Below are 19,279 nucleotides of genomic sequence, written 5' to 3' on the forward strand. Positions count from 1 at the left end.
CGCTTAGGCTTAAAATCTCTGCTGCTTCGCTGATGGTCATTTTCCCGTCGAGTAAGCAACGGGCCACATATAGCTTGTTTCGTTCATCCTGTGTCATTGATAATATCATCCTTTCATTTTAACCGAAGTGACATTTTCTCAGAAATATTTCAAGGTGACATTATCACAGAATGAACACACGCCCCTCATTTTTTTGTTGCACGTTTTTAAATAATTTGGTAGAATATAGCTGAATCAGGAAACATAAAGTATATCTCTGGCACAGGCTGTCGGGGATCGAACAATGAGAAAAAAAACTATCCTTGCCTGCGGGCCAGGCAGGATCAAACAACCATAAAAAGTTAAGCAAAAAAACCCATGCAATTACGTTGTTGTAATTGCGTGGGTTTTTATATTTTTAAAACAAAGAAAGGAGAAAGGAAGCGGTGTACTTCCCCATTGCTCAGGGTAAAAGCAGCCGAGCAACTGAAGGGTTTACTACGCCGCACCAAAACGTGACCCTGGATGACCTAACAATCCGGGTCATCACCCGGCTGGAGTAACCCTCCGGTGGTAAAAATATTCAACAAAAAAAGCCCATGCCATACCCTGCATGGGCTTTTTAATTCCTACCGAAAGGAGGCGAAAGAATACTTTAACCCCTTAAAACAAACCTCTTAAAAACATCAAAAACAAAAAAAGGAGGTAAAAAAATGGATTTGCCTCAAAAAGTGAAGCATTTAAAGGCAGAAGAAAAAGCCCTGATGGACAGGGCAAAAGAAAAAGTAGGTGAAAAATTTGCGGGCTACGTTCAAGGGCTGGTCCGCAACGAAAAAATTGCGAACACCAAAATAACTATCACCCCAGAACTTGCCGATCTAGGAGTGTTTTCGACAGAAAAAGGAACATTCCTGCCGGTTGCCAAACCATATATAGGTTCGGCCGGGCGTGTTGAGATGGCAGTATCCGAGCTTCTGGAAGGCAAAACCTATCCAGAAGAGCAGAAAATTAAGGTTCTGCCATCCAAAATAATCGAGATTAATAAAATGTTTTTCGTCGAAAAAACAGTAATCACTCCTAGAGGGGAAGCTACAGCTCTTGCCAAGATAAACTTCGGCGGGACTGGGGTTGACACCACCAACCCGGTGGAAAACGCTGAGACATCTGCTCTGGCCAGAGCGCTGGGGATGCTTGGGTACGGCTTAATTGAAACAGGCGGGCTGGCAAGCGCCGAAGAGGTTATATCTGCTCAGCAGGAAAAAGCTGAGCAAGGCAAGAAGCAGCGTCCGGCAAGCGCAGAGACGCCGGCAGCAAAAGCGGCAGCCAACAATGCTGCAAATAAAGCTGAAAGCATCCAAGTATCCGAACCGGACAGCATCCAGTTTGAACTGCTGGACGAAATAATTAATATAACGGACAGTAAAACCCAAAAGCAAATTGCGTGTCGGTACGGGGTAGAACTGTCAACCGGGATAAAAAGGATACTTTATACCGAACCGTCGCTAATGGAAAAAATCAGAATCCTTCCACCGGGAACAGTTATAACTACAGCAGCGCAGATACTGGAACAAAAGAACATAGCAATAATCAGAGAGCTATTAGCGGCTTAAAAAAACTTTCAAAAAAGGGAGATCTTTTCAGTCTCCCTTTTGTTTTAACAAAAAGGAGGCAAACAACCATGCTTGGGAGGACACATCTGGCAGTCGGCGCAGCTGGCGCGTTTCTTTTGACCGGTGCAGGTTTGCCGGGAATAGGAGCGGCCGCAGTCGGTTCGCTTCTGCCCGATCTCGACCAGGAAAACAGCTTGGCGGCCAGAGCCTTCTCGTCGTTCGGGCGCAAAACAGGTCCGGCAGGGATGGTATTCTTCGGTGCGCTGTACTGGTGGAACACCCTAACGCATAGCCACATCAAACACCAGCCTGCATTGATTGGGCTGGCGGCAGTGTTTCTGGCAGCAGCCTTGACTTCCCGGCACCGCACGTTCACGCACAGCCTGCTGGGGTTAGCGGTATCGGCAGGGTTGGTCTGGGCAGTTCTGCCGAAACTGGCAGCGTCGTTTGCGCTGGGCTACGCCCTTCACCTGGCAGCCGACATGGTGTCGGGCAGGGTAACGCTGTTGTGGCCGAACCCGATAAAAATCGGCACTTGCCTGGCTCCGACCGGCGGGATGGTTGATCTGGCAGTCCGGCTGGTGTCTGCAGCGTACATAGCAGCCAATCTAATCGGCACAAAAACAATTTTATAAAAGAAAAAACAAGGGGGAAGAAAAATGAGTCTCTCGAAAAAAGCGGTGCAGGCGGTAGAAAACGTTGTGGCAGTAGGAATAACCCGCGACCACGAAATAGTTTTTCGGGTTGCCAGCCAGAGCGAAAACACCGTCAGGCAGGTAGCGTTAACGCGGTACGATTATGCGGGCAGGCGGAAAACCTACCACCGCTGCCCGGCGTGTGAGAACGGCCGGCTCTGCTACCACATCTATCTTGGAGCGGCGCTGGTGTATCTGGCCAAACGCCCGAACCACCCGTTCGTGCAAGCGTACAGAGCCTGGAAAGAAGGTAAAGGGTCGCTGGAACGGTGCGCCAACATCCTGGAGATGGCAGTCGGGCGGGAAGTGTTAAAATGGAGGCACGTCCCTGAAGAACCCAAAGTCGGGGAGATAGCTAGAGACCTGACTTTAGAAGTTGTGAACCGTCCCGGCGACTGGGGCAGAGAACCGGTACTGGAACTGCCGGACTTTATTTTATCGCTTGTGCATGCATAAAGGGAGGGATAAAAAATGATTTACTCGTATTCACGGCTGTCAACATACAGGGGCGAGTACGCTTGCCCCTGCAAATTTTATTTGAAATATGTCCGGGGGATACCCGAACCGACAACGTCAGCGCTCACCCTGGGCAAAGCGGCCCACGCGGTGATCGCCGCCGGGCTCAAAAACAAAACACCAGAGCTTTACCCCTTCTGCCAGGCTGTCGGAGCAGCAGTTGAAATGGAAGCGGACGAGCTGTTCCAACTGGTGTCCCACCCGGCAGTAGCGCGGGCGGTAGGGATTGCCGAGCCGGAGAACGTCGAATGCCACTTCGAGTACCCGATTGGAGATGTCACGTTCCAGGGGTACATCGACTGCTATTCGGTAGGCAAAGAAAAAATCGTGCTGATCGACTGGAAAACAAACCAGATGCCTTACGAAGTCACTGAAACCTACCAGCTGGCGCTGTACGCGGCGCACTTAACCCAAAAATACGGGCTGCCGGTGGAAGGGCATTTGGTGTTTCTGCGGCCCAGGGCAATCAAAAGCCACCTGTTCACCCGGGAAGAAATAGGCGAAGCGGTTGCCTGGGCGACAGAAACAGCCTGGAAAATCGAAAGGCTGCTTGAATCAGAACTGTTGAAGCATATGCCGTTTGAAGTGTTTCCGCCCTGTCCCGGGAAAGCGTGCGAACACTGCGGATATACAGTCCAGTGTCCGGGGTTGTTGGCAGACGAAACAGACGCAATAACCTCAATTGAAAAGGCGGAAACAACAGCCTTGGAAATTCTAGTTCTGGAAGCCAAGCTCAAAGCGTACAAAGAACGGCTCAAAAACTGGGTAGAGACCCACGGGCCGGTGCAGGCAAACGGCAAAGAGTTTCTGATCCAGGAAACGTTCTACTGGAAGTGGTCGGACGAAGCTCATGAACGGGCGGTAGCCTTAATGGTAGAGCAGGGCTACGATCCGCTGAAGATACTGCGTCTGACAGCAGACGGGCTGAAGAAACTATCCTGGGACGAAGAGCAGATAGCGGAACTTGGCGCCCAGAAAGTAGTAAGCCAGCGGTTTGACAGCAGAAAGGCGAGGGGGTAGAGAGCAATGTTGGTAATACTGACGGGGCTTCCTGGCTGCGGGCGGACCGCAGCAGGGAAAGAGCTGGAAAAGTGGGGGTTCAAGCGGCTGATTTCCCACACCTGCCGTGAGCGTCGGAACGGCGAAAAAGACGGCATAGATTACTACTTTGTAACAGAAGAAGAGTTTGGCGAGCTGGAGTTGGTAGAATCAAACGGCGTGTACGGGTTGCACAAAAGCGAGCTTGAAAAACTGGCAAGCGACTGTGTGATATCTGTATCACTCGATCGAGCCCAGACGCTCAAAAAGGTCGTGCCAAACAGCGTCGTTGTCTGGCTGGACGCACCGGTAGGCGTACGGCGGTACCGGTTGATCCACGACCTGGGCGTAGACCCGGACCAGGCCAAAAAACTGCTCAATGTTCCGTTTGTTTTAGAAGCAGACGAAGTAATTGACAGTACCAATATAAAGACTGCCGAGAAAGTGCTGGAAGCGTTGGGCTGCTCAAACCCGGGCGAAGTGCCGGTTGAAGGCGACTACGACCCGCAAGACAAAGAGATGATCCTAAAAACCGCGTGGGAACTTGCGTGGAAAAAAAAGACCCGGCCGCTCGAAGTCGTGGTAGAAAAAGACGGCAACGAATACGTGTTGCAGGTGAAATTTGTCCCGCAGATCAGGCGGACAAGGCGGATCACCGGGTATCTGGCATCGCCGGAACTGTTCAACCATGCCAAGAAGGCAGAACTTCGGGACCGCCGGGCATACCAGCTGGCAAACTAAAAAATCTTCTAAAGAAGGAGGAAAAACAAATGGACATGTACTACGCAGAAATAATCTTCCCGGCCAGAGCGTTCACCAGGGAAGTTAAAAAAATTTTGGAGAACAACAAATACGACTACATTGCCGAAGAAATAGGCATGGTAAGAGTAGTCAACAATCTGGCTCCCTGGGGAGAATTTGAGGAACTGGAAGCGCATTTTGTCAAACACGAAATCCCGTTTGACCGGTACAGCGGGGCGTTTGTCAGCACTATGCCGCTGTACCGGCGGTACCGGCCGGGAATGGGCGACTACACTTTGAACGTTGTTGAAATTACTGATGGCGAATTTCAACCATACTTGCTGGTGACACAGCTGCGTGATCTGTTGAGTTTGCCAGCAGAAGAACTGAAACAGAAGCTGGCAGAACTGATCGAATCAGCCGATCCCAAACTGCCGCCGGTAGAATAAGGGAGGGAAACCCCGATGGAACTGGCAAAAAGGATCGAGGAACTGGAGAGCAAACTTTTGCAGCAGAAACAAATCATGCAGATGCTAAAAAAATGTATTAACGAACTGGAAGAAGAAACAAAAACGCTTGATGCCGATCTTCGCTGGGTTGGCAAACGCTTAACAATCTTAGAAGCGTAACAAAAATAACTGGCTGGACCGGACAGCCTGCAGAAAACTTTATGAGAAAGGAGCTGAAAAAAGAGAGCAGGCGGTCCGGAAAGCCTGCTCTCTTTACAAAAAATGGGTTGGATGTACACTCACAAACCGCACAATATCAGTGCGAAAGAATTTCTCAAAGACAAATTCACCTGGACGGACAGCAAAACAGGCGCGTACAACCGCGTGCTGGACTGTTCCATCGTGAGGTTGCGGGAAGCGTACCTTGCTGTCGAGTACGGGGACGCAGACGGGGCGAAAGGCGTGTTCGGGCTGGTCTGCCTTCTGGACTACCGCCCGAACGACTACTACAATTTCGGCTACAAGGATATGGCGGAAGAAATGGGGCCGTATTTCTACAACTGCCCTGAGAGGATACTCGAACTTCTAACGCCGACCGATGATGAGTGGGCGTTAAAATGGCGGGAGACATGCTGGAAAGTCATCCGGGAAAAGAAAGAAAAGAAAACATATTTTAAGCGGTGAGGTCTCATAACGGGAAAAATTTTTGTGGAGATACCTACTGAATCTTGACACGGACCAATATAGCCCCGAATTTGGCGAATTCTGGAGAATTATGATATAGTCAACCACCCACCGCTTATAGGAGCGGGGGCTTGTAGAAATGCAAGCCCGGTTGATTAGCCTTAGCCACCAGCCGAAAGGCTGACGGGGCTATGTTATGCAGGAATATATAGGCACTGCAGGATGCTCTACAAGTCCTGCACACTGCGGGCAGTGGTTAAACATCTCTGTGGGGTAGGAGAAGTGCTGCTGCCGTAAAACCCTGCATAACTTTGGCAATGTGGACCTACAGCGTTAAGCTGACTTATCCTCAAGGAGGATTGCTTATGGTATATGTATTATCCAAAGACAGGGAACCGTTAATGCCAACAAAAAGATATGGTAAGGTAAGACGGCTTCTTAAAAACAACAAAGCAAAAGTAATTAGGAGAAAACCTTTCACCATTCAGCTGTTATACGAAACCACAACCTACACGCAACCTATAACGCTTGGCATAGACAGCGGATACAACTATATAGGCTTTTCTGCTGTAACAGAGAAGGAAGAACTTATAAGCGGAGAAGTTACCTTGCTTCAGGATATAAGTGAACGGCTCAAAGAACGAGCCATGTATAGAAGGCAAAGACGCAACAGATTAAGATACCGCAAGCCAAGATTTGATAACAGAAGAAAACCAGAAGGTTGGCTGCCGCCAAGCATCCAGCACAAATACGACAGCCATGTAAGGTTTACTAACCTTATAAGTTCCATTTTGCCGATTACCAAAGTTGTCATAGAAGTAGCCAGCTTTGACATTCAAAAAACCAAAAACCCGGACATAGAAGGTGTAGGCTACCAAAACGGCGAGCAAAAAGGCTTTTATAACTTGCGGGAATACATTCTATACAGGGATAACTACGCCTGCCAGCTTTGCGGTAAAGGCAATCTGCCTTTGGAAGTACATCACATAGGCTACTGGAAGCAGGACAGGACTGATAGGCCAAGCAATCTAATAACGCTGTGCATTAACTGCCATACTCCCGAAAACCATTTGAGAAGCGGTAAGCTGTGGGGATGGCAGCCAAAACTGCAGCCATTTAAAGAAGCAACCTTCATGTCTATTGTTCGCTGGAAGCTGGTGAATACTCTTGGGTGCAAATATACTTACGGATATGTTACCAAAGCAAAAAGAAAAGCATTAATGTTAGAGAAAACACATTATAACGATGCTTTTATCATAGCAGGTGGGAGCAATCAAAAAAGAGTAGAACCAATCTATTTTGAGCAGGTTCGCAGGAATAACCGTTCATTAGAAAAATTCTACGACGCAAAGTATATTGACACCCGGACTGGCAAACCGGCAACCGGACAGGAACTGTTCAATGGCAGAAGAGTTCGCAACAAAAACTACAACACAGAAAACCTTCGCAAGTATAGGGGACAAAAGCTATTTAAAGGGCGCAGAAGTATAAGAAAGCAAAGGTATTTCTACCAGCCAAAAGATGTAGTTATCTATGAAGGGCAAAAGTATATTGTCAAAGGTGTGCAAAATCGGGGAGCTTACATTAAACTTGAAGGCTTACCAAAGCCCGTAAGGATTGAACTAGTAAAGCCATATTTATTCAGGAAAGGTTTTTGTGCGGTATAGGTGGGATGCAATTCATCTCCCACCTGTAGAGGTGGGAGTCTTCCTGCTTGTATTTTGGATAAAAATCAAAGCAAGTATTCGCGTTCAAACTGATATTGAAATTGGTAGCAATAAAAAGGCGAATGACTAGCGCCAGTAACGCTAGTCATTCATTGGACCCAACTATCTAACACTTTATATTTATTGCCCGGGGCTGACCCCCAGACCCTACCATTTAACAAGCGTTTCAACGCTTGTTAAATCTTTTCTACCATATAGTATAACCAAAAACAGACGACATATCAACTTAGAAGAACCTCTCTTGCAAAAAATTTGCAGTTCATGCTAAAATAGTAACAACAGCTAAACAAAATTTAATACCCATCTTCCAGGCACAAGCTGCCAGGGAGCAAAAAACATAGAAACAATATAACCGGTACAGGCTGTCGGTTATCAAAAAAACTTATATAAAAAATTTTCGCAAAACAAACCCATTGAGTTGGCAAAAGTATGCCGATTCAATGGGTTTTTATTTTTTTCACCACAAAAACCCATGCCAGAGAGGAGGGAAAAAATACGTGTTGCCCTGTTCTGGGGCAAAAAACCATGAGACTGCATTAAGCAGTCTCAAAACATTTTTCAAACAACATTTTAAAAAAAGGGGGAATCAAAATTGTTTGAAAACTTTTTAATGTTAAAAACCTATTTGCAGAACAAATTTTTTGAGCGGCAGGAAGTAGTGGACGGGATGATGGTCGCCCTGGCGACCGGCCAGCACCTGCTGATGATCGGCCCGCCGGGCACCGCCAAGTCACAGCTCACCCAGGAGCTGTGCAACAAAATCAACGGCGTAAGCTACTTCCAGTGGTTGATGACCAAATACACCACGCCGGACGAAATTTTCGGCCCGATCTCCTTGAAGGGATTGGAAAACGACGAATACCGGCGGGTCACCACTGGCAAACTTCCGACAGCGCACATCGTTTTTCTGGACGAAGTGTTCAAAGCAAATTCGGCTATCCTAAACGCGCTCCTCACAGCCTTGAACGAGCGCATTTTTTACAACAACGGACATCCGACTCCGATCCCGCTCATTTCACTGTTTGGAGCAAGTAACGAACTGCCGCAGGAAGATGAAGGGTTGGCCGCGCTGTACGACCGGTTTCTTTTCCGGTACTGCGTGGACTACATCAGCGAAGACAGTACGTTTGCGGCGCTGTTGTCTGGCCCCAGCAAAAAAGCGGCCCCCCAGTTTATATCGTTGCAGGACATTCAGGAAATCCAGAATTTTATTGACACACGCGTAGTAGTGCCGCCGCAGACGATAGACGCGCTGGTGACATTACGGCGTGAACTGGCCGGGATAGGGATCACCGTATCGGATCGGCGTTGGGTCATGGCGGTACAAGCGCTGAAAGGAAATGCAGCGCTGAACAACCGCACCCAGGTAGCGGTAGAAGAAGACTTTGAGATCCTCTGCCACATTCTCTGGAACGACCCGGAACAGCGGCGCAACGTCGCCAAAGTGGTGCGGAAGCTGGCGGATCCGCTGGCCCAGCGTGTTCAGGAAATCCTGGACGAAGCTACCGAAATTTATAAAAACGCTGTATCGAGCGGTGATCCGATGCAGGGTGCCGAAGCGATTAAGAAGCTGAAAAACTACCTGGGCGAAATGCAGGGGTTAACAACAAAAGGCGGTCCGGGTTGTCGGCAGAAAGCCACCCAGGGCTTAACTAGGCTTGAACAAATGCTTCTCGAAGTCTCCGAGAAGTGTCTTGGGATCAGGGGAGGGAAGATGGCTGTATGAGCGACCTCAATGTAATTTTCATGGACTCATACGACCGCAACGCCTTCGCACGTCTCAAAGAGCTATCGCCGAACCTGCAAACAATGGAAGCAAAGGGGAAGGAGCAACTGGCTACTTTCCCCTCGCTTATGCAGGATATTTTTGCGGGTTTGTTTAAGGCAAACCCGCAATTCAAAGAAGAAATCCCGGCTTCAGTCCGGGTAAACAAGCAGATACTCGAACAGGCGATGAACCTGCCTCAGTGGAGCACTTTGCGTGAGAACACCCGCTTTGACGAATGCTGCTCGGCGATAGGCACGCTGGCCATAAGCGAAAAGGCGCTGGAGATGATCCCGGAAGAAGTGAAGCAGCAAATTAATGATCAGCTCCGGGCCGAACAGGAAGCTGCTGACTTGCTGAACAAAGCCGATGCGCTGGAAGAGCTGGCAGATGAAATAATCAAACGTCATGATGCCACGCCAGAACTTCAGCAGAAAGCCCAGGACATGATAGAGTCGGCAGAAAAAATGAAGGCGCAGGCCCAACAGATCCAGCAGAAGATGACCCGGCCGCAGCTTGACGAAAACCAGTTGCGGATTGCCCTGCGGAAAACACTTGACGAAGCAAATGGAGAACTGGAATCGGTGCTGGCCTACACCTGGGGCACAGAAGCCGGTCCGGGGACAAAGATGTCGCCAGGCGACCGGTTCAAGCTGGCTGCACGTATCCGCAGAGACCAGAAGCTCCGCCGCATTGCTGATTTAGCCGGCCGGATGAAAAACATCGCCCTGGACAAACAGCGTTATAAGGTAGAACAGCAGGGTGAAATAGCCAACGTCGAGCTGGGTTGCGATCTGGGTCGCCTGCTTCCATCTGAGCTGGTCCAGATCAGCCATCCGCTTCTCAAACAAGACTTCAAGCGGCGGTTTATTGAAAAACAGTGCCTTCAGTATCACCTGGAGACTAAGGAACGGAAAGGAAAAGGCCCGGTGATCTGCTGCGTGGACAATTCCGGCTCAATGAAAGGAGACCGGGAGATATGGGCAAAAGCCGTAGCGCTGGCCCTTTTAACTATTGCGCGAAAGCAGAACCGGGCATTTGCCTGTATTCACTTCGGAAACAGCTCAGAACTCAAAGTATTCGAGTTTCCCGATCCGAAGAAAGTCAGTCCACTAGAGACAGCAGACATGGCCACTTTTTTCTTTGGCGGTGGGACAGACTTTGAGCGACCGCTGACTGAAGCCGTCGCCGTTTTGAAGAAGTCGGCTTTTGAGAAAGCCGATATAATCTTCATAACTGATGGTGAATGCGACGTAAGCGACCGCTTCTTAAAAAAATTCAAGCAAGACAAAGCCGAGAAGAAGTTTCAGGTGATAACAGTCTTACTTGATGACATAGGCGAATACAGTGTCGAGAAGTTTTCCGACCAGGTTTTTGCAGCAGACATAAGCAGCGACAGCAAGGTATTAAGCGCGGTATTCAGCATTTAAAAAACAAGAGCTGGAAGGAAAATATCCGCGCCGCATTCTTCTGACTTCAGTCAGGGGAGGTTCAAACAATATTTGCATCTAACAAAAAAAGTCGTAAAAAGCGCACAAGCAAGTTTCTGCTAGGAGGCGGGTTTCCCCCGTCTCCTATTTGATTTCTAAAAATGTATTTTATATTATTTATCAAAAAATATAAAGTATAATTAATAAATAACTGTATAAAATAAAAAACGCAGGTTATAATATATCCAGGGGTGAGAATAATGCCAATTGCAACATCCGAAAACATTCTTAAACTGCTGTACTCCTACAACCCGTGGTGGAGAGACGGCATTTTGCCGAAGAACCTGTTAAAGCCAACAAGAAGGCTTGCTTATTACGAAGCCATAAACTTATTAACCCATCCGGATCTCCGCAGGCATGTAATAATTTCGGGGGCAAGGCGAGTAGGGAAGACGACACTTCTTTATCAAATGATTGAGACGCTGCTGGGACGAGGAATAGAAGCGAAAAAAATACTGTATGTCTCTTTCGATCATCCGCTGCTGAAATTTTGCGGTATGGACGAACTTGTGAATATTTACGAAACAAATGTAGCGCTGGCAGGAGAGGCGTATTTGTTTTTCGATGAGGTCCAGTACGCATCTGATTGGGACCGATGGTTGAAAGTATTTTACGATACCAAACCCGACTGGCGGATTGCGGCTACTGGTTCAGCGAGCCCTATACTCGCGCAAGGAGCAAGCGAAAGTGGGGTGGGCCGTTGGACTGTTATACCGGTGCCGACACTTTCGTTTTATGAGTACTGCGAGATTACGGGGGTAGAAGAACGCCCGACCCTTGATTCAGATATCAAACCAACGAGCCTCACAAAACTCAAGCAGCGTGATTTGCTCGACCTGATGAATTGTCTTGCGCCTTTACAAAAGCATTTCTTCCGGTACCTAACAGTTGGCGGGTTTCCGGAGCTTGCCTTATCCGGGGACAGCTACTACGCTCAAAGGATGATGCGTGAGGATGTAGTAGATAAGGTGCTGAAGCGCGATATTCCTGCGCTGTTTAACATTCGTAATGCAGCAGTTCTGGAGAAAGTATTTTTATATTTATGTTTTAATTCCTCAAACATTATCAACATTACTACAATTAGCAAAGAATTGGACAACACGCCGACTGTAACTATATCAAACTATATCCAGTTTCTAGAACAGGCGAACCTGATATATGTCAGCTATCCGATCAATCTGGACGGAAAAAAGGTCTTAAAAGCCAGGCCTAAGATATATATTGCAGATGCAGCTATCAGAAATGCTGTCCTTATGCTGGAAGATGTCCTTGCTGATCCTGAACAGATGGGGGTCATGGTCGAAACAGCGGTGTATAAGCACCTGGCGTCCTTTTACTTCCGGTCAAACGCAAGAGTTGGTTATTACCGCAGATCGGGGGGCAGTGAAAAGGAGATTGACGTAGTGGTAGAGCTGCCGCAAGGCAGGGTTTTTGTAGAAGTGAAGTACAGGGAAAACGCTGTTATCAAAGAAAAAGAGGCCATCGTAGAAGTATCAAAAGAGGAGAAGAAAGCGGAAGCGGCGGTAGTTGTAACCAAAAGGGCTGAAGATTTTGGCATAATGCCTTACGACACCAGAGTTCCTATCATGCGTATACCGGCCCATGTGTTTTTGTACTTGCTCGGGCATGCTGAGAAAGCACTTATTGACAGTTTTTTGCGGCAATGCTAATGCTAAAGTGACATCCTCCCCTCAATGAATTAAGATAAAAAAGCTTAAAGCCAAAGGCCTCTTTCTTCTTACTTTTAAAAAAAATAACTGTTATAATATAATAAAAGGCAGGTAATATTTCCCTGTAATAGGAGGGGGTTTGTATGGTAAAAAACAATTCTCAAGCAGTTCGATTAATAGGAACATATGTAACTATGTTCAAACCAGCTTCGGAAAATACCCGTCCAAGCAGTATCATGAAAGCGGATCGTTCAGGGGCAATCACTCGTAGAGCTCAAGTATCTCATAGCAAGAAAAAAACTAAATAATCATGCCGCCTTTCAAACCAGAGATTATCTATCTAATCCTTCTCTTGATTGTCCCGGGTGCTGTAAGTCAAATCGTTTTTGATACAATAGTCGCAAGGGGCAAAAAACGGAACATTGAAATTTACGAATGCCTTCTTCATTCAGTAGCGATCTATGTTATAATTTATCCCGTTGTCGTGCTACTTCTTGGAAATGAACAAGTTAATGCCGAGTCATTAAAGCATTTAGTGACCGTAAATCGTTGGGCGCCTCTTGGGATAGCGATTTTTATGCTTATGGTCAGTATTGGATGGGGATTGCTATGTGGTAATTTATATAAAAGTGATAAACCAAAAACTATTCTACAGTGGTTTGGTAGAAGAGCTGTTGAACCCCCTAATGTGTATGCTGCTCTTTTGTCCGATGAATACCGAAGCCAGCCAGGTACCCAAACATTGTGGCTCACGGCAAGAACAGATGACCATTTGATAGAGGGGACTGTCGAAATGGCAGCTGTAAAAGACTCTCCCCGCGAAGTATATCTAACACATGTTGCATATCTGGATTTTGATAGGAATGTAATCTACCGGCTTCCCGAAAACACAGGCGTTATACTCAATGTAGATAAACTAAAAGAAGTGGAAATCACAATGGTAGAACAAGAGGAAATTATTCAAGAATAAAAGAAACTAAAACAGGGTACACTACCAGTCAAGGTGGTGTATTTTTTGTATGATTGATAACAAATCGGAAGAAAAACAAGATAAGCATAAAGATTCTAGATTCATAAGCACATATGTAACAAAGCACAAACCTGCTCCAGAAAGCACTAGGCCGAGCAGCCAACTTAACAAAAATGCAAATAAAGATTAAGCTGAGAAAGCTCTTATTGACAGTTTTTTGCGGCAATGCTAAAATAAAAATATAAATCAAACTAATTGCTTCTGGTTTCTCCCCAGGCGGGAGAGGCCCACACAACGCGCGAAATATCTCCTGGGCACAGGCTGTTTGGGAGCCTACAAAATATTAAAAACATTAGCCAAAAACCACGCAATTATGCTGTATTGCGTGGTTTTTTGTTTTTCATCCCCAAAAAAACACTTCAAGGAGGTGTTAAGCTTAAACCCAAAAAGGCTGTTCGCCAAAACCAAGAAAAAAAAGAACAAAGGAGGTGAACCCCGCTCTGGGGAATTGATCAGGGCGGGGCAGGCAGCCGTCCTGGACGCATTAACCCCGGGGCGGCCGAGATGCTCGGTGTATTAAGAAACTTTGACGAAGCCATACTTACTAACAGTAAAGTTACTCTTTACTGCGGCAGAAAGCCTGTTTTAAACGCACCTGTTAAAAACTACTCACAAGTCGAAGAGGCCCTATATTTCAAGGGGCCTCTTGCCGTTTACGAAAAAGCTGGCGCTATAGTATTTCGCTATCGCCAGAACAAGAAAGGAGCGATGCATTAATGGATTTAAAAAACAAAGTTGCCATTTTCGGCAATGTCGAAAAAAAGCTCGGGCACATCTTTTTTTACAGCTTATCCGAGCAGCTGATCACCAAAGAAAAACTGGAGGAAAACTTCGCCAAATCAGGACTGGACATGGACCTATTTCCGCATACAATTCGACCGGTTGACGCGTTCCGGCGGGCCACGACCGAGTGTGAAACTTACGGCGTGCCCTACGGCGACTGCTTTGTAAACTACCTGATCCGCGAAGTGGCCTGCGACCGCGACCTGGTGCTACGGCAGGTAGTGGAGGAAGTGGTGGACTCCAAAAAAAAGCGTCTGAGTTTCACTCCGGACGTAGCCAAACTGATCCTTAACAGGAGTTCGGAACAGCTGATTATCGAGTACAATCAGTTGTTCCAGCCGGACCCGTTAAACCCGGAAGCAGTTCTGGAACTAATCAGTAGGGCAAAGCTACTGTACAACCAGTACCTCACTCACTACACATCGCGTGCCGTGCGAAATGTGGTGATACAGGTACTGCACGGCATGAAGCCAACGGTGATCCGGCCAAGCGGTGGAGTCTATTTTGTCCAGGACCAGTATTCCGATGACCTGGACAAACTTGTTCAGTTCATCCGCCTGCTGGAAGGGCAGAGTGAAGCCTGGACCATTCCGCTCGTGGACAGCGAAGACATGCGAGCAATGATTACGGTTAAGTTCCGCGAGCAGGTAAGAAGTTCCCTAATGCAGCTCAGCGAAACACTAAAGAAAGAGAACGTCTCGTCGTATGAAATCACGCAGTCTCTTTCCAGAGCCAAAGAGACGCTGGATGCTGTGAGGGAATATGAGCAAGCCTTAAAAACCAGCATGGAGGATCTGGAGCTGGAGTGCGAAATCATCCAGAAACAGATGCTTGTCCTGCTGGAGAAAAAAGTTGCTTAAAAAAAGAAAGGAGGGAGAGGGCCGCGCTCAAAAAAACGCGGCCCACACACATGAAGTTAACAATCGACAAAAACGTACTGAGTAACGCAGTGCAAACTGCCAGCCGTTTTGTGAACCCCAAAAACCCGATCCCGGTTCTGCAGGGGGTACTGTTTGAAGCAGAAGGTTCAACACTCCGCTTGAGTGCAACAAATCTGGAGATCGGGATCCGGAAAAGTGTAGAAGCAGAAGTTCAGGAAACCGGCAGGGTAGTAGTTCCCGCCAAACAGTTTGCTGAACTGGTAAAGAAGCTGCCTGACGGGAATCTTACCATTTTAACCAACCCGGACATTACGCAGATCACCATTCAGTATGGCCTGTTTTCGGAATTCACTATGATGGTGATGAACGCCGAAGAGTACCCGCTTTTGCCGGTGCCGGAAACTGAGGACAAGATAAAACTGCCGTCGGGCGTGTTCAAAGAAATGATCCGGCAGGTGATAATCGCGGTAGACGACGATGATTCACCGCGGCCGGTGTTCAGAGGCGCGTTGCTTTCCAATGAAGATGAATACCTGACGCTGGCAGGAACGGATACACACAGGCTGGCCGTCAGCAAGTACCGTTTGCCAATTATGGCCAAGGTTCCGGCAGATACAATAATACCAAGATACACCCTGATTGAATTGGGACGTGCGCTAGATAACGAAAAAGAACAGGAAAACCTTGCGGTTATTGCATCCCAGAACCAGATCGCTTTTACATTTGGCGAAACAGCGATCATCTCGCGGCTGATCGAAGGAAAATACCCGAATTTCCGCAGCGTAGTACCTAACAAGTATAGCACCCTTGTTAAGGTTAAGCGGGAACCGCTGTTAGAATCCCTGGAACGCGCCCAATTGCTGGCCAAGTCGGCATCGGAAGTCATTCCCACAAAGTTGTGGATCAGGGACGGCAAGGTGAAAGTAACGGTGCAGACCCAGGAAGGCAAACTGGCTGAAGAACTGGATGTTGCCTTTGAAGGAGAGCCGCTGATCATCGGGTTTAACAGTGATTTGTTGGTCGAGGGGCTCAAAACAATCGACAGCGAAGAAGTCCTGCTCAAATTAAATGGATCATTTGGGCCGGCAGTGCTTCAGCCTATGAACAGTGACGACCAGCTGTACCTGGTGTTACCAATCCGAATGCCCAGTGAAGCCTTTAACGAAGCGGCATAAGGAGGTATCAAATACAAATGCTTAACACAATCACCTTGATCGGGCGGCTAACCCGCGATCCGGAACTACGCTATACGCAGAACGGTGTAGCCGTAACACAGTTTACGCTTGCAGTAGACCGCCCGTTCACCGACCAGAACGGCAACAAAAAAACCGACTTCATTGACATAATAACCTGGCGGGGGCTGGCGGAAACCTGCGCGGAACATCTGAACAAAGGCCGCCTGGTAGCAGTTGTGGGGCGGCTGGAAATCGAGACCTATGAAACCCAGGATGGCCAGAGGCGGCGTTCCGCTCGCGTAGTTGCCGAACAAGTGCGATTCCTGGACAGCAAGAAAAACGGAGACAACAACAATGATATTGACCCCGCTTCAATAGGCAGCGAGGTCAGCTTCGACCCGGATGAAATACCATTTTAATGCAGGCCCATAAGGAGTCGTCCTCCTTTTGGGACTGCAAAAAACAAAACACAAAAGGAGGGCGATCCATAATGAAGGGCTTTGCGGAACTGTTTTTCCTGTTGATCATTATCGGTTTTATCGCATCCTGCATTGAAGACAAGTAAAAAAAGGAGGTGTATCCCCCGGATTTTTTGAAATCCGGGGGACTGCCCCCGGCAAAACATCCGGGGGCAGCAATGAACCCACTGCAAAAAATCCACGAAACAATCCAGCTCATGCTGGACCTAAATTTTTGGGAAACAGCCTGGGAATTTTTCCAGCACATAATGCTGCCCGGAATCTGGCCGGTTCTGTTAGCTGTTCTGGCGGCGTTTGCATTTGGATATGCGCTGACAGAATACGTGCTGGAAGCAAGCCAGCGTCCACATTCAATGGTTAAACGGACCCGTTTGCGGGCCACAAACCACCGTCTGTATGTTAAAGAACAAAGAATAAGAAAAGCAAGCTAAAGGCGGCTTAAACCGCTCAAACATCTTAAAAAGGAGGTGTTAAGGGCGGTCTGAAAGCCGCCCAATTAATATGCAGGTTAATATGCAGGCAATAAATGCGGTACCGGTGCTGACGCAGGTAACAAACCCAATCAAAGTAGAATGTCGGCTGATTGGAGAAGTATACGAAGAACTGCGGGAACGGTTGAAGGCCGAAGGGAAACTGCCCGAATATTTCGGGCTATGGTACAGCGGGGACAGAAACTTCTGTTTCCCGAAACACATCTGGCTCAGCTGCTACTGCGTCAGCCACTCGATTAAAAACTGGTACATCCACGTCGAAGCAGTAACGAAAGATAAAGGCAAACGCTACCCGCTGTTTTTAGGGAAAACATACAGAGGTATAGACTTTGCCTACGAAGTTGCCAAAACCTGCGCCAAACATCTTGGGGCATGAAAAGGAAGGGGGAGCAAAAATGGAGTACACCTACGAGATGTGTCCGTTTTGCACATCGGAAGTCAAAATACCTGCCGACTGGCCGGCTATGTGCCCCCGGTGTGGCAATAAAATCCTGCCCTGCAGCACTTGTTACGATGATCTGCCCGGCTGGAAACCATGCAACTGGACAGAAAACAAAGGGTGCTGGAGATTCCCAAAAGAAAAGGAGGGCAACAAAGATGCCTTGCATACCCTGGATGGAAAGGAGACCAAAAAATGATCGTTTCTGATATCGACAATATGTTAGCGAACACAAACAGCCTGCTTGAAAAAAAGTACCGTTCGTACAGCTATCCGTACCCGGTCCCGCCGGGATACTTCACAACCGCCGATGGGTTAAAACTTCTGGCTGACGCCCCGCCGATGCCAAACGCGGCAGACGTGGTCAGCCAACTGGCAAGGGACCTAGGGGGAATAACCTACGTCACTACCCGTCCGCGAATTGCCGAGGTATTGACCTACCGGTGGTTAAAAACCCACGGTTTTCCGAAAGGCAGAGTAATCTTCTGTGCTCGGGAAGAAAAAGCGGGAGTCGTAAAAAACCTTGCGCCAGCGCTGGTGGCCGAAGACGACCCCTGGATAATACCACTGCTATTGCGGTTGGGTGTACCTGTCCTGGTCCACCAGTGGCCGTACAACAAGCATCTAACGGGCGATCGATTAATCAAATTCAAGAGATGGTTGCACTGCCTAAATCTCGGTTCTGCAACGGCCTGTAACTAGGCGTACCAAATCAAGAGCCTGCAGTGGTTTTGCTTAATAAAATCCATAAAGTGTGGTAAAATATAGGAAAAAGGCAAGAAGGTAGGCATTCTCTGTGGACAAACAAATCCAGGAATGGCTTAATCAATCACAATATGATCTCAAAACTGCCGAAGCAATGTTCAAAAGTCAGCGGAACATATATGCTGTTTTTATGTGTCATTTGGCCTTAGAAAAAGCGCTAAAAGCTGTTTGGGTGAAAACAACAGGAGAGATAGCACCTAGAACCCACAACCTTTTGCTTCTTGCTAAAGGATTAAATCTTTCAACAGACCAATTGCAGTTCCTCGCCGAGATCAACACCGCAAATATTCAGACTAGATATCCAGAAAATCTCGAAAAAGCAATTCAACAGTATGATAACCAGCTAACAAGTGATTGGATACAGAAAAGTAAGGAAGTGATTTTATGGATAAAAGCAATCTTGAAATCCACAAAACAATAGAAAATTTTAAGAAATCGCTTTCCAAATACGGGATAAATGTTGAAAAAGCATTTCTTTACGGCTCCCATGCAAAGGGAACAGCTCATCAGTTCAGCGATATTGATCTAATAGTCATATCGCCAGATTTTGAAGGTTTGAATTTTAAGCAAAGGTGTGAGGTATTAGGTAGAGCAATAGTAGAAGTGATGGAACCAATTGAACCGCTGGCTTACACACCAGAAGAATTTGCTGCACTAGAATTGCCAAGTATTGGGGCTATGATAGCAAACAATCAGATAGAGCACATTGCTGTATAACTTAAGCATATATACAAAAAAAGCTTGCGGCCGAGTAAAATTTCAGTAGGCACCAGAAGGGGATCAGCCCCCTGAAAAAGAAATGAGACCTCGCCCAAAAAAACACCCAAAGTCAAACTAAAGGAGTGTGAGGTCTCATGTTAAATATTCGCCAA

At 47.4% G+C, this 19,279-nt stretch carries 24 protein-coding genes; all 24 read left to right on the forward strand.

Annotation, left to right across the window (positions count from 1 at the left end):
- Positions 1-692: 692 nt before the first annotated feature.
- The 24 genes from HPY90_RS11720 (at position 693) to HPY90_RS11835 (ending at position 19,124) form a co-directional block, all read left to right on the forward strand.
- A complete protein-coding gene (locus tag HPY90_RS11720; RefSeq protein WP_287194686.1) occupies positions 693-1,589 on the forward strand; it encodes a hypothetical protein in 897 nt (298 codons plus the stop codon).
- Positions 1,590-1,657: 68 nt separating this feature from the next.
- A complete protein-coding gene (locus tag HPY90_RS11725) occupies positions 1,658-2,224 on the forward strand; it encodes a metal-dependent hydrolase (protein ID WP_287194688.1) in 567 nt (188 codons plus the stop codon).
- A gap of 24 nt (positions 2,225-2,248) precedes the next feature.
- Complete coding sequence (locus HPY90_RS11730) at positions 2,249-2,740, forward strand: hypothetical protein (protein WP_287194691.1); 492 nt, start codon at positions 2,249-2,251, stop codon at positions 2,738-2,740.
- A gap of 15 nt (positions 2,741-2,755) precedes the next feature.
- The gene (locus tag HPY90_RS11735; protein WP_287194693.1) at positions 2,756-3,820 is read left to right on the forward strand and encodes a PD-(D/E)XK nuclease family protein; all 1,065 of its coding nucleotides are present in this window, start codon (positions 2,756-2,758) and stop codon (positions 3,818-3,820) included.
- Between the two features lie 6 nt (positions 3,821-3,826).
- Positions 3,827-4,579 (forward strand): nucleoside/nucleotide kinase family protein, encoded by a 753-nt coding sequence (locus HPY90_RS11740; RefSeq protein WP_287194695.1) that lies wholly within the window; start codon positions 3,827-3,829, stop codon positions 4,577-4,579.
- A gap of 29 nt (positions 4,580-4,608) precedes the next feature.
- Entirely contained in the window at positions 4,609-5,028 is a 420-nt protein-coding gene (locus tag HPY90_RS11745) for a hypothetical protein (protein WP_287194697.1), read from the forward strand.
- A 15-nt stretch (positions 5,029-5,043) separates the two neighbouring features.
- The gene (locus HPY90_RS11750; protein WP_287194698.1) at positions 5,044-5,208 is read left to right on the forward strand and encodes a hypothetical protein; all 165 of its coding nucleotides are present in this window, start codon (positions 5,044-5,046) and stop codon (positions 5,206-5,208) included.
- Positions 5,209-5,319: 111 nt separating this feature from the next.
- On the forward strand, positions 5,320-5,712 hold the full coding sequence (locus tag HPY90_RS11755; protein WP_287194701.1) for a hypothetical protein: 393 nt from the start codon (positions 5,320-5,322) through the stop codon (positions 5,710-5,712).
- A gap of 365 nt (positions 5,713-6,077) precedes the next feature.
- A complete protein-coding gene (iscB, locus tag HPY90_RS11760) occupies positions 6,078-7,379 on the forward strand; it encodes an RNA-guided endonuclease IscB (RefSeq protein WP_287194702.1) in 1,302 nt (433 codons plus the stop codon).
- Between the two features lie 652 nt (positions 7,380-8,031).
- A complete protein-coding gene (locus HPY90_RS11765; RefSeq protein WP_287194703.1) occupies positions 8,032-9,165 on the forward strand; it encodes an AAA family ATPase in 1,134 nt (377 codons plus the stop codon).
- Positions 9,162-10,634, forward strand: coding sequence for a VWA domain-containing protein (locus tag HPY90_RS11770; RefSeq protein WP_287194705.1), 1,473 nt, complete (start codon positions 9,162-9,164; stop codon positions 10,632-10,634). Before HPY90_RS11765 ends, HPY90_RS11770 begins: the two co-directional genes overlap by 4 nt.
- Positions 10,635-10,894: 260 nt before the next feature.
- Positions 10,895-12,364: an ATP-binding protein gene (locus HPY90_RS11775; RefSeq protein WP_287194707.1), complete on the forward strand. Its 1,470-nt coding sequence runs from the start codon at positions 10,895-10,897 to the stop codon at positions 12,362-12,364.
- Positions 12,365-12,507: 143 nt separating this feature from the next.
- Positions 12,508-12,672, forward strand: a complete 165-nt coding sequence (locus tag HPY90_RS11780; protein ID WP_287194709.1) for a hypothetical protein — start codon at positions 12,508-12,510, stop codon at positions 12,670-12,672.
- Positions 12,673-12,674: 2 nt separating this feature from the next.
- A complete protein-coding gene (locus tag HPY90_RS11785) occupies positions 12,675-13,334 on the forward strand; it encodes a DUF6338 family protein (RefSeq protein ID WP_287194710.1) in 660 nt (219 codons plus the stop codon).
- 564 nt (positions 13,335-13,898) lie between these two features.
- Positions 13,899-14,111 (forward strand): hypothetical protein, encoded by a 213-nt coding sequence (locus HPY90_RS11790; RefSeq protein WP_287194712.1) that lies wholly within the window; start codon positions 13,899-13,901, stop codon positions 14,109-14,111.
- On the forward strand, positions 14,111-15,037 hold the full coding sequence (locus HPY90_RS11795; RefSeq protein WP_287194715.1) for a DUF6744 family protein: 927 nt from the start codon (positions 14,111-14,113) through the stop codon (positions 15,035-15,037). Before HPY90_RS11790 ends, HPY90_RS11795 begins: the two co-directional genes overlap by 1 nt.
- A gap of 50 nt (positions 15,038-15,087) precedes the next feature.
- A complete protein-coding gene (dnaN, locus tag HPY90_RS11800; protein ID WP_287194716.1) occupies positions 15,088-16,233 on the forward strand; it encodes a DNA polymerase III subunit beta in 1,146 nt (381 codons plus the stop codon).
- 17 nt (positions 16,234-16,250) lie between these two features.
- Positions 16,251-16,652, forward strand: a complete 402-nt coding sequence (locus HPY90_RS11805; protein WP_287194718.1) for a single-stranded DNA-binding protein — start codon at positions 16,251-16,253, stop codon at positions 16,650-16,652.
- A gap of 218 nt (positions 16,653-16,870) precedes the next feature.
- Positions 16,871-17,143, forward strand: a complete 273-nt coding sequence (locus HPY90_RS11810) for a hypothetical protein (RefSeq protein ID WP_287194719.1) — start codon at positions 16,871-16,873, stop codon at positions 17,141-17,143.
- A gap of 82 nt (positions 17,144-17,225) precedes the next feature.
- Positions 17,226-17,579 carry a hypothetical protein gene (locus tag HPY90_RS11815; RefSeq protein ID WP_287194721.1) on the forward strand — a complete coding sequence of 118 codons (354 nt, stop codon included), beginning with the start codon at positions 17,226-17,228 and terminating at the stop codon, positions 17,577-17,579.
- A 19-nt stretch (positions 17,580-17,598) separates the two neighbouring features.
- Positions 17,599-17,841 (forward strand): hypothetical protein, encoded by a 243-nt coding sequence (locus HPY90_RS11820; protein WP_287194723.1) that lies wholly within the window; start codon positions 17,599-17,601, stop codon positions 17,839-17,841.
- Complete coding sequence (locus HPY90_RS11825) at positions 17,838-18,344, forward strand: LNS2 domain-containing protein (RefSeq protein ID WP_287194725.1); 507 nt, start codon at positions 17,838-17,840, stop codon at positions 18,342-18,344. The genes HPY90_RS11820 and HPY90_RS11825 overlap by 4 nt, the downstream gene beginning before the upstream one ends.
- Positions 18,345-18,438: 94 nt before the next feature.
- A complete protein-coding gene (locus tag HPY90_RS11830; RefSeq protein WP_287194727.1) occupies positions 18,439-18,828 on the forward strand; it encodes a HEPN domain-containing protein in 390 nt (129 codons plus the stop codon).
- Positions 18,792-19,124, forward strand: a complete 333-nt coding sequence (locus HPY90_RS11835) for a nucleotidyltransferase domain-containing protein (protein ID WP_287194729.1) — start codon at positions 18,792-18,794, stop codon at positions 19,122-19,124. The genes HPY90_RS11830 and HPY90_RS11835 overlap by 37 nt, the downstream gene beginning before the upstream one ends.
- Positions 19,125-19,279: the final 155 nt, after the last annotated feature.

This window comes from Syntrophothermus sp., assembly GCF_013314835.1.
In the GTDB taxonomy this organism is placed as follows: domain Bacteria; phylum Bacillota; class Syntrophomonadia; order Syntrophomonadales; family Syntrophothermaceae; genus Syntrophothermus; species Syntrophothermus lipocalidus.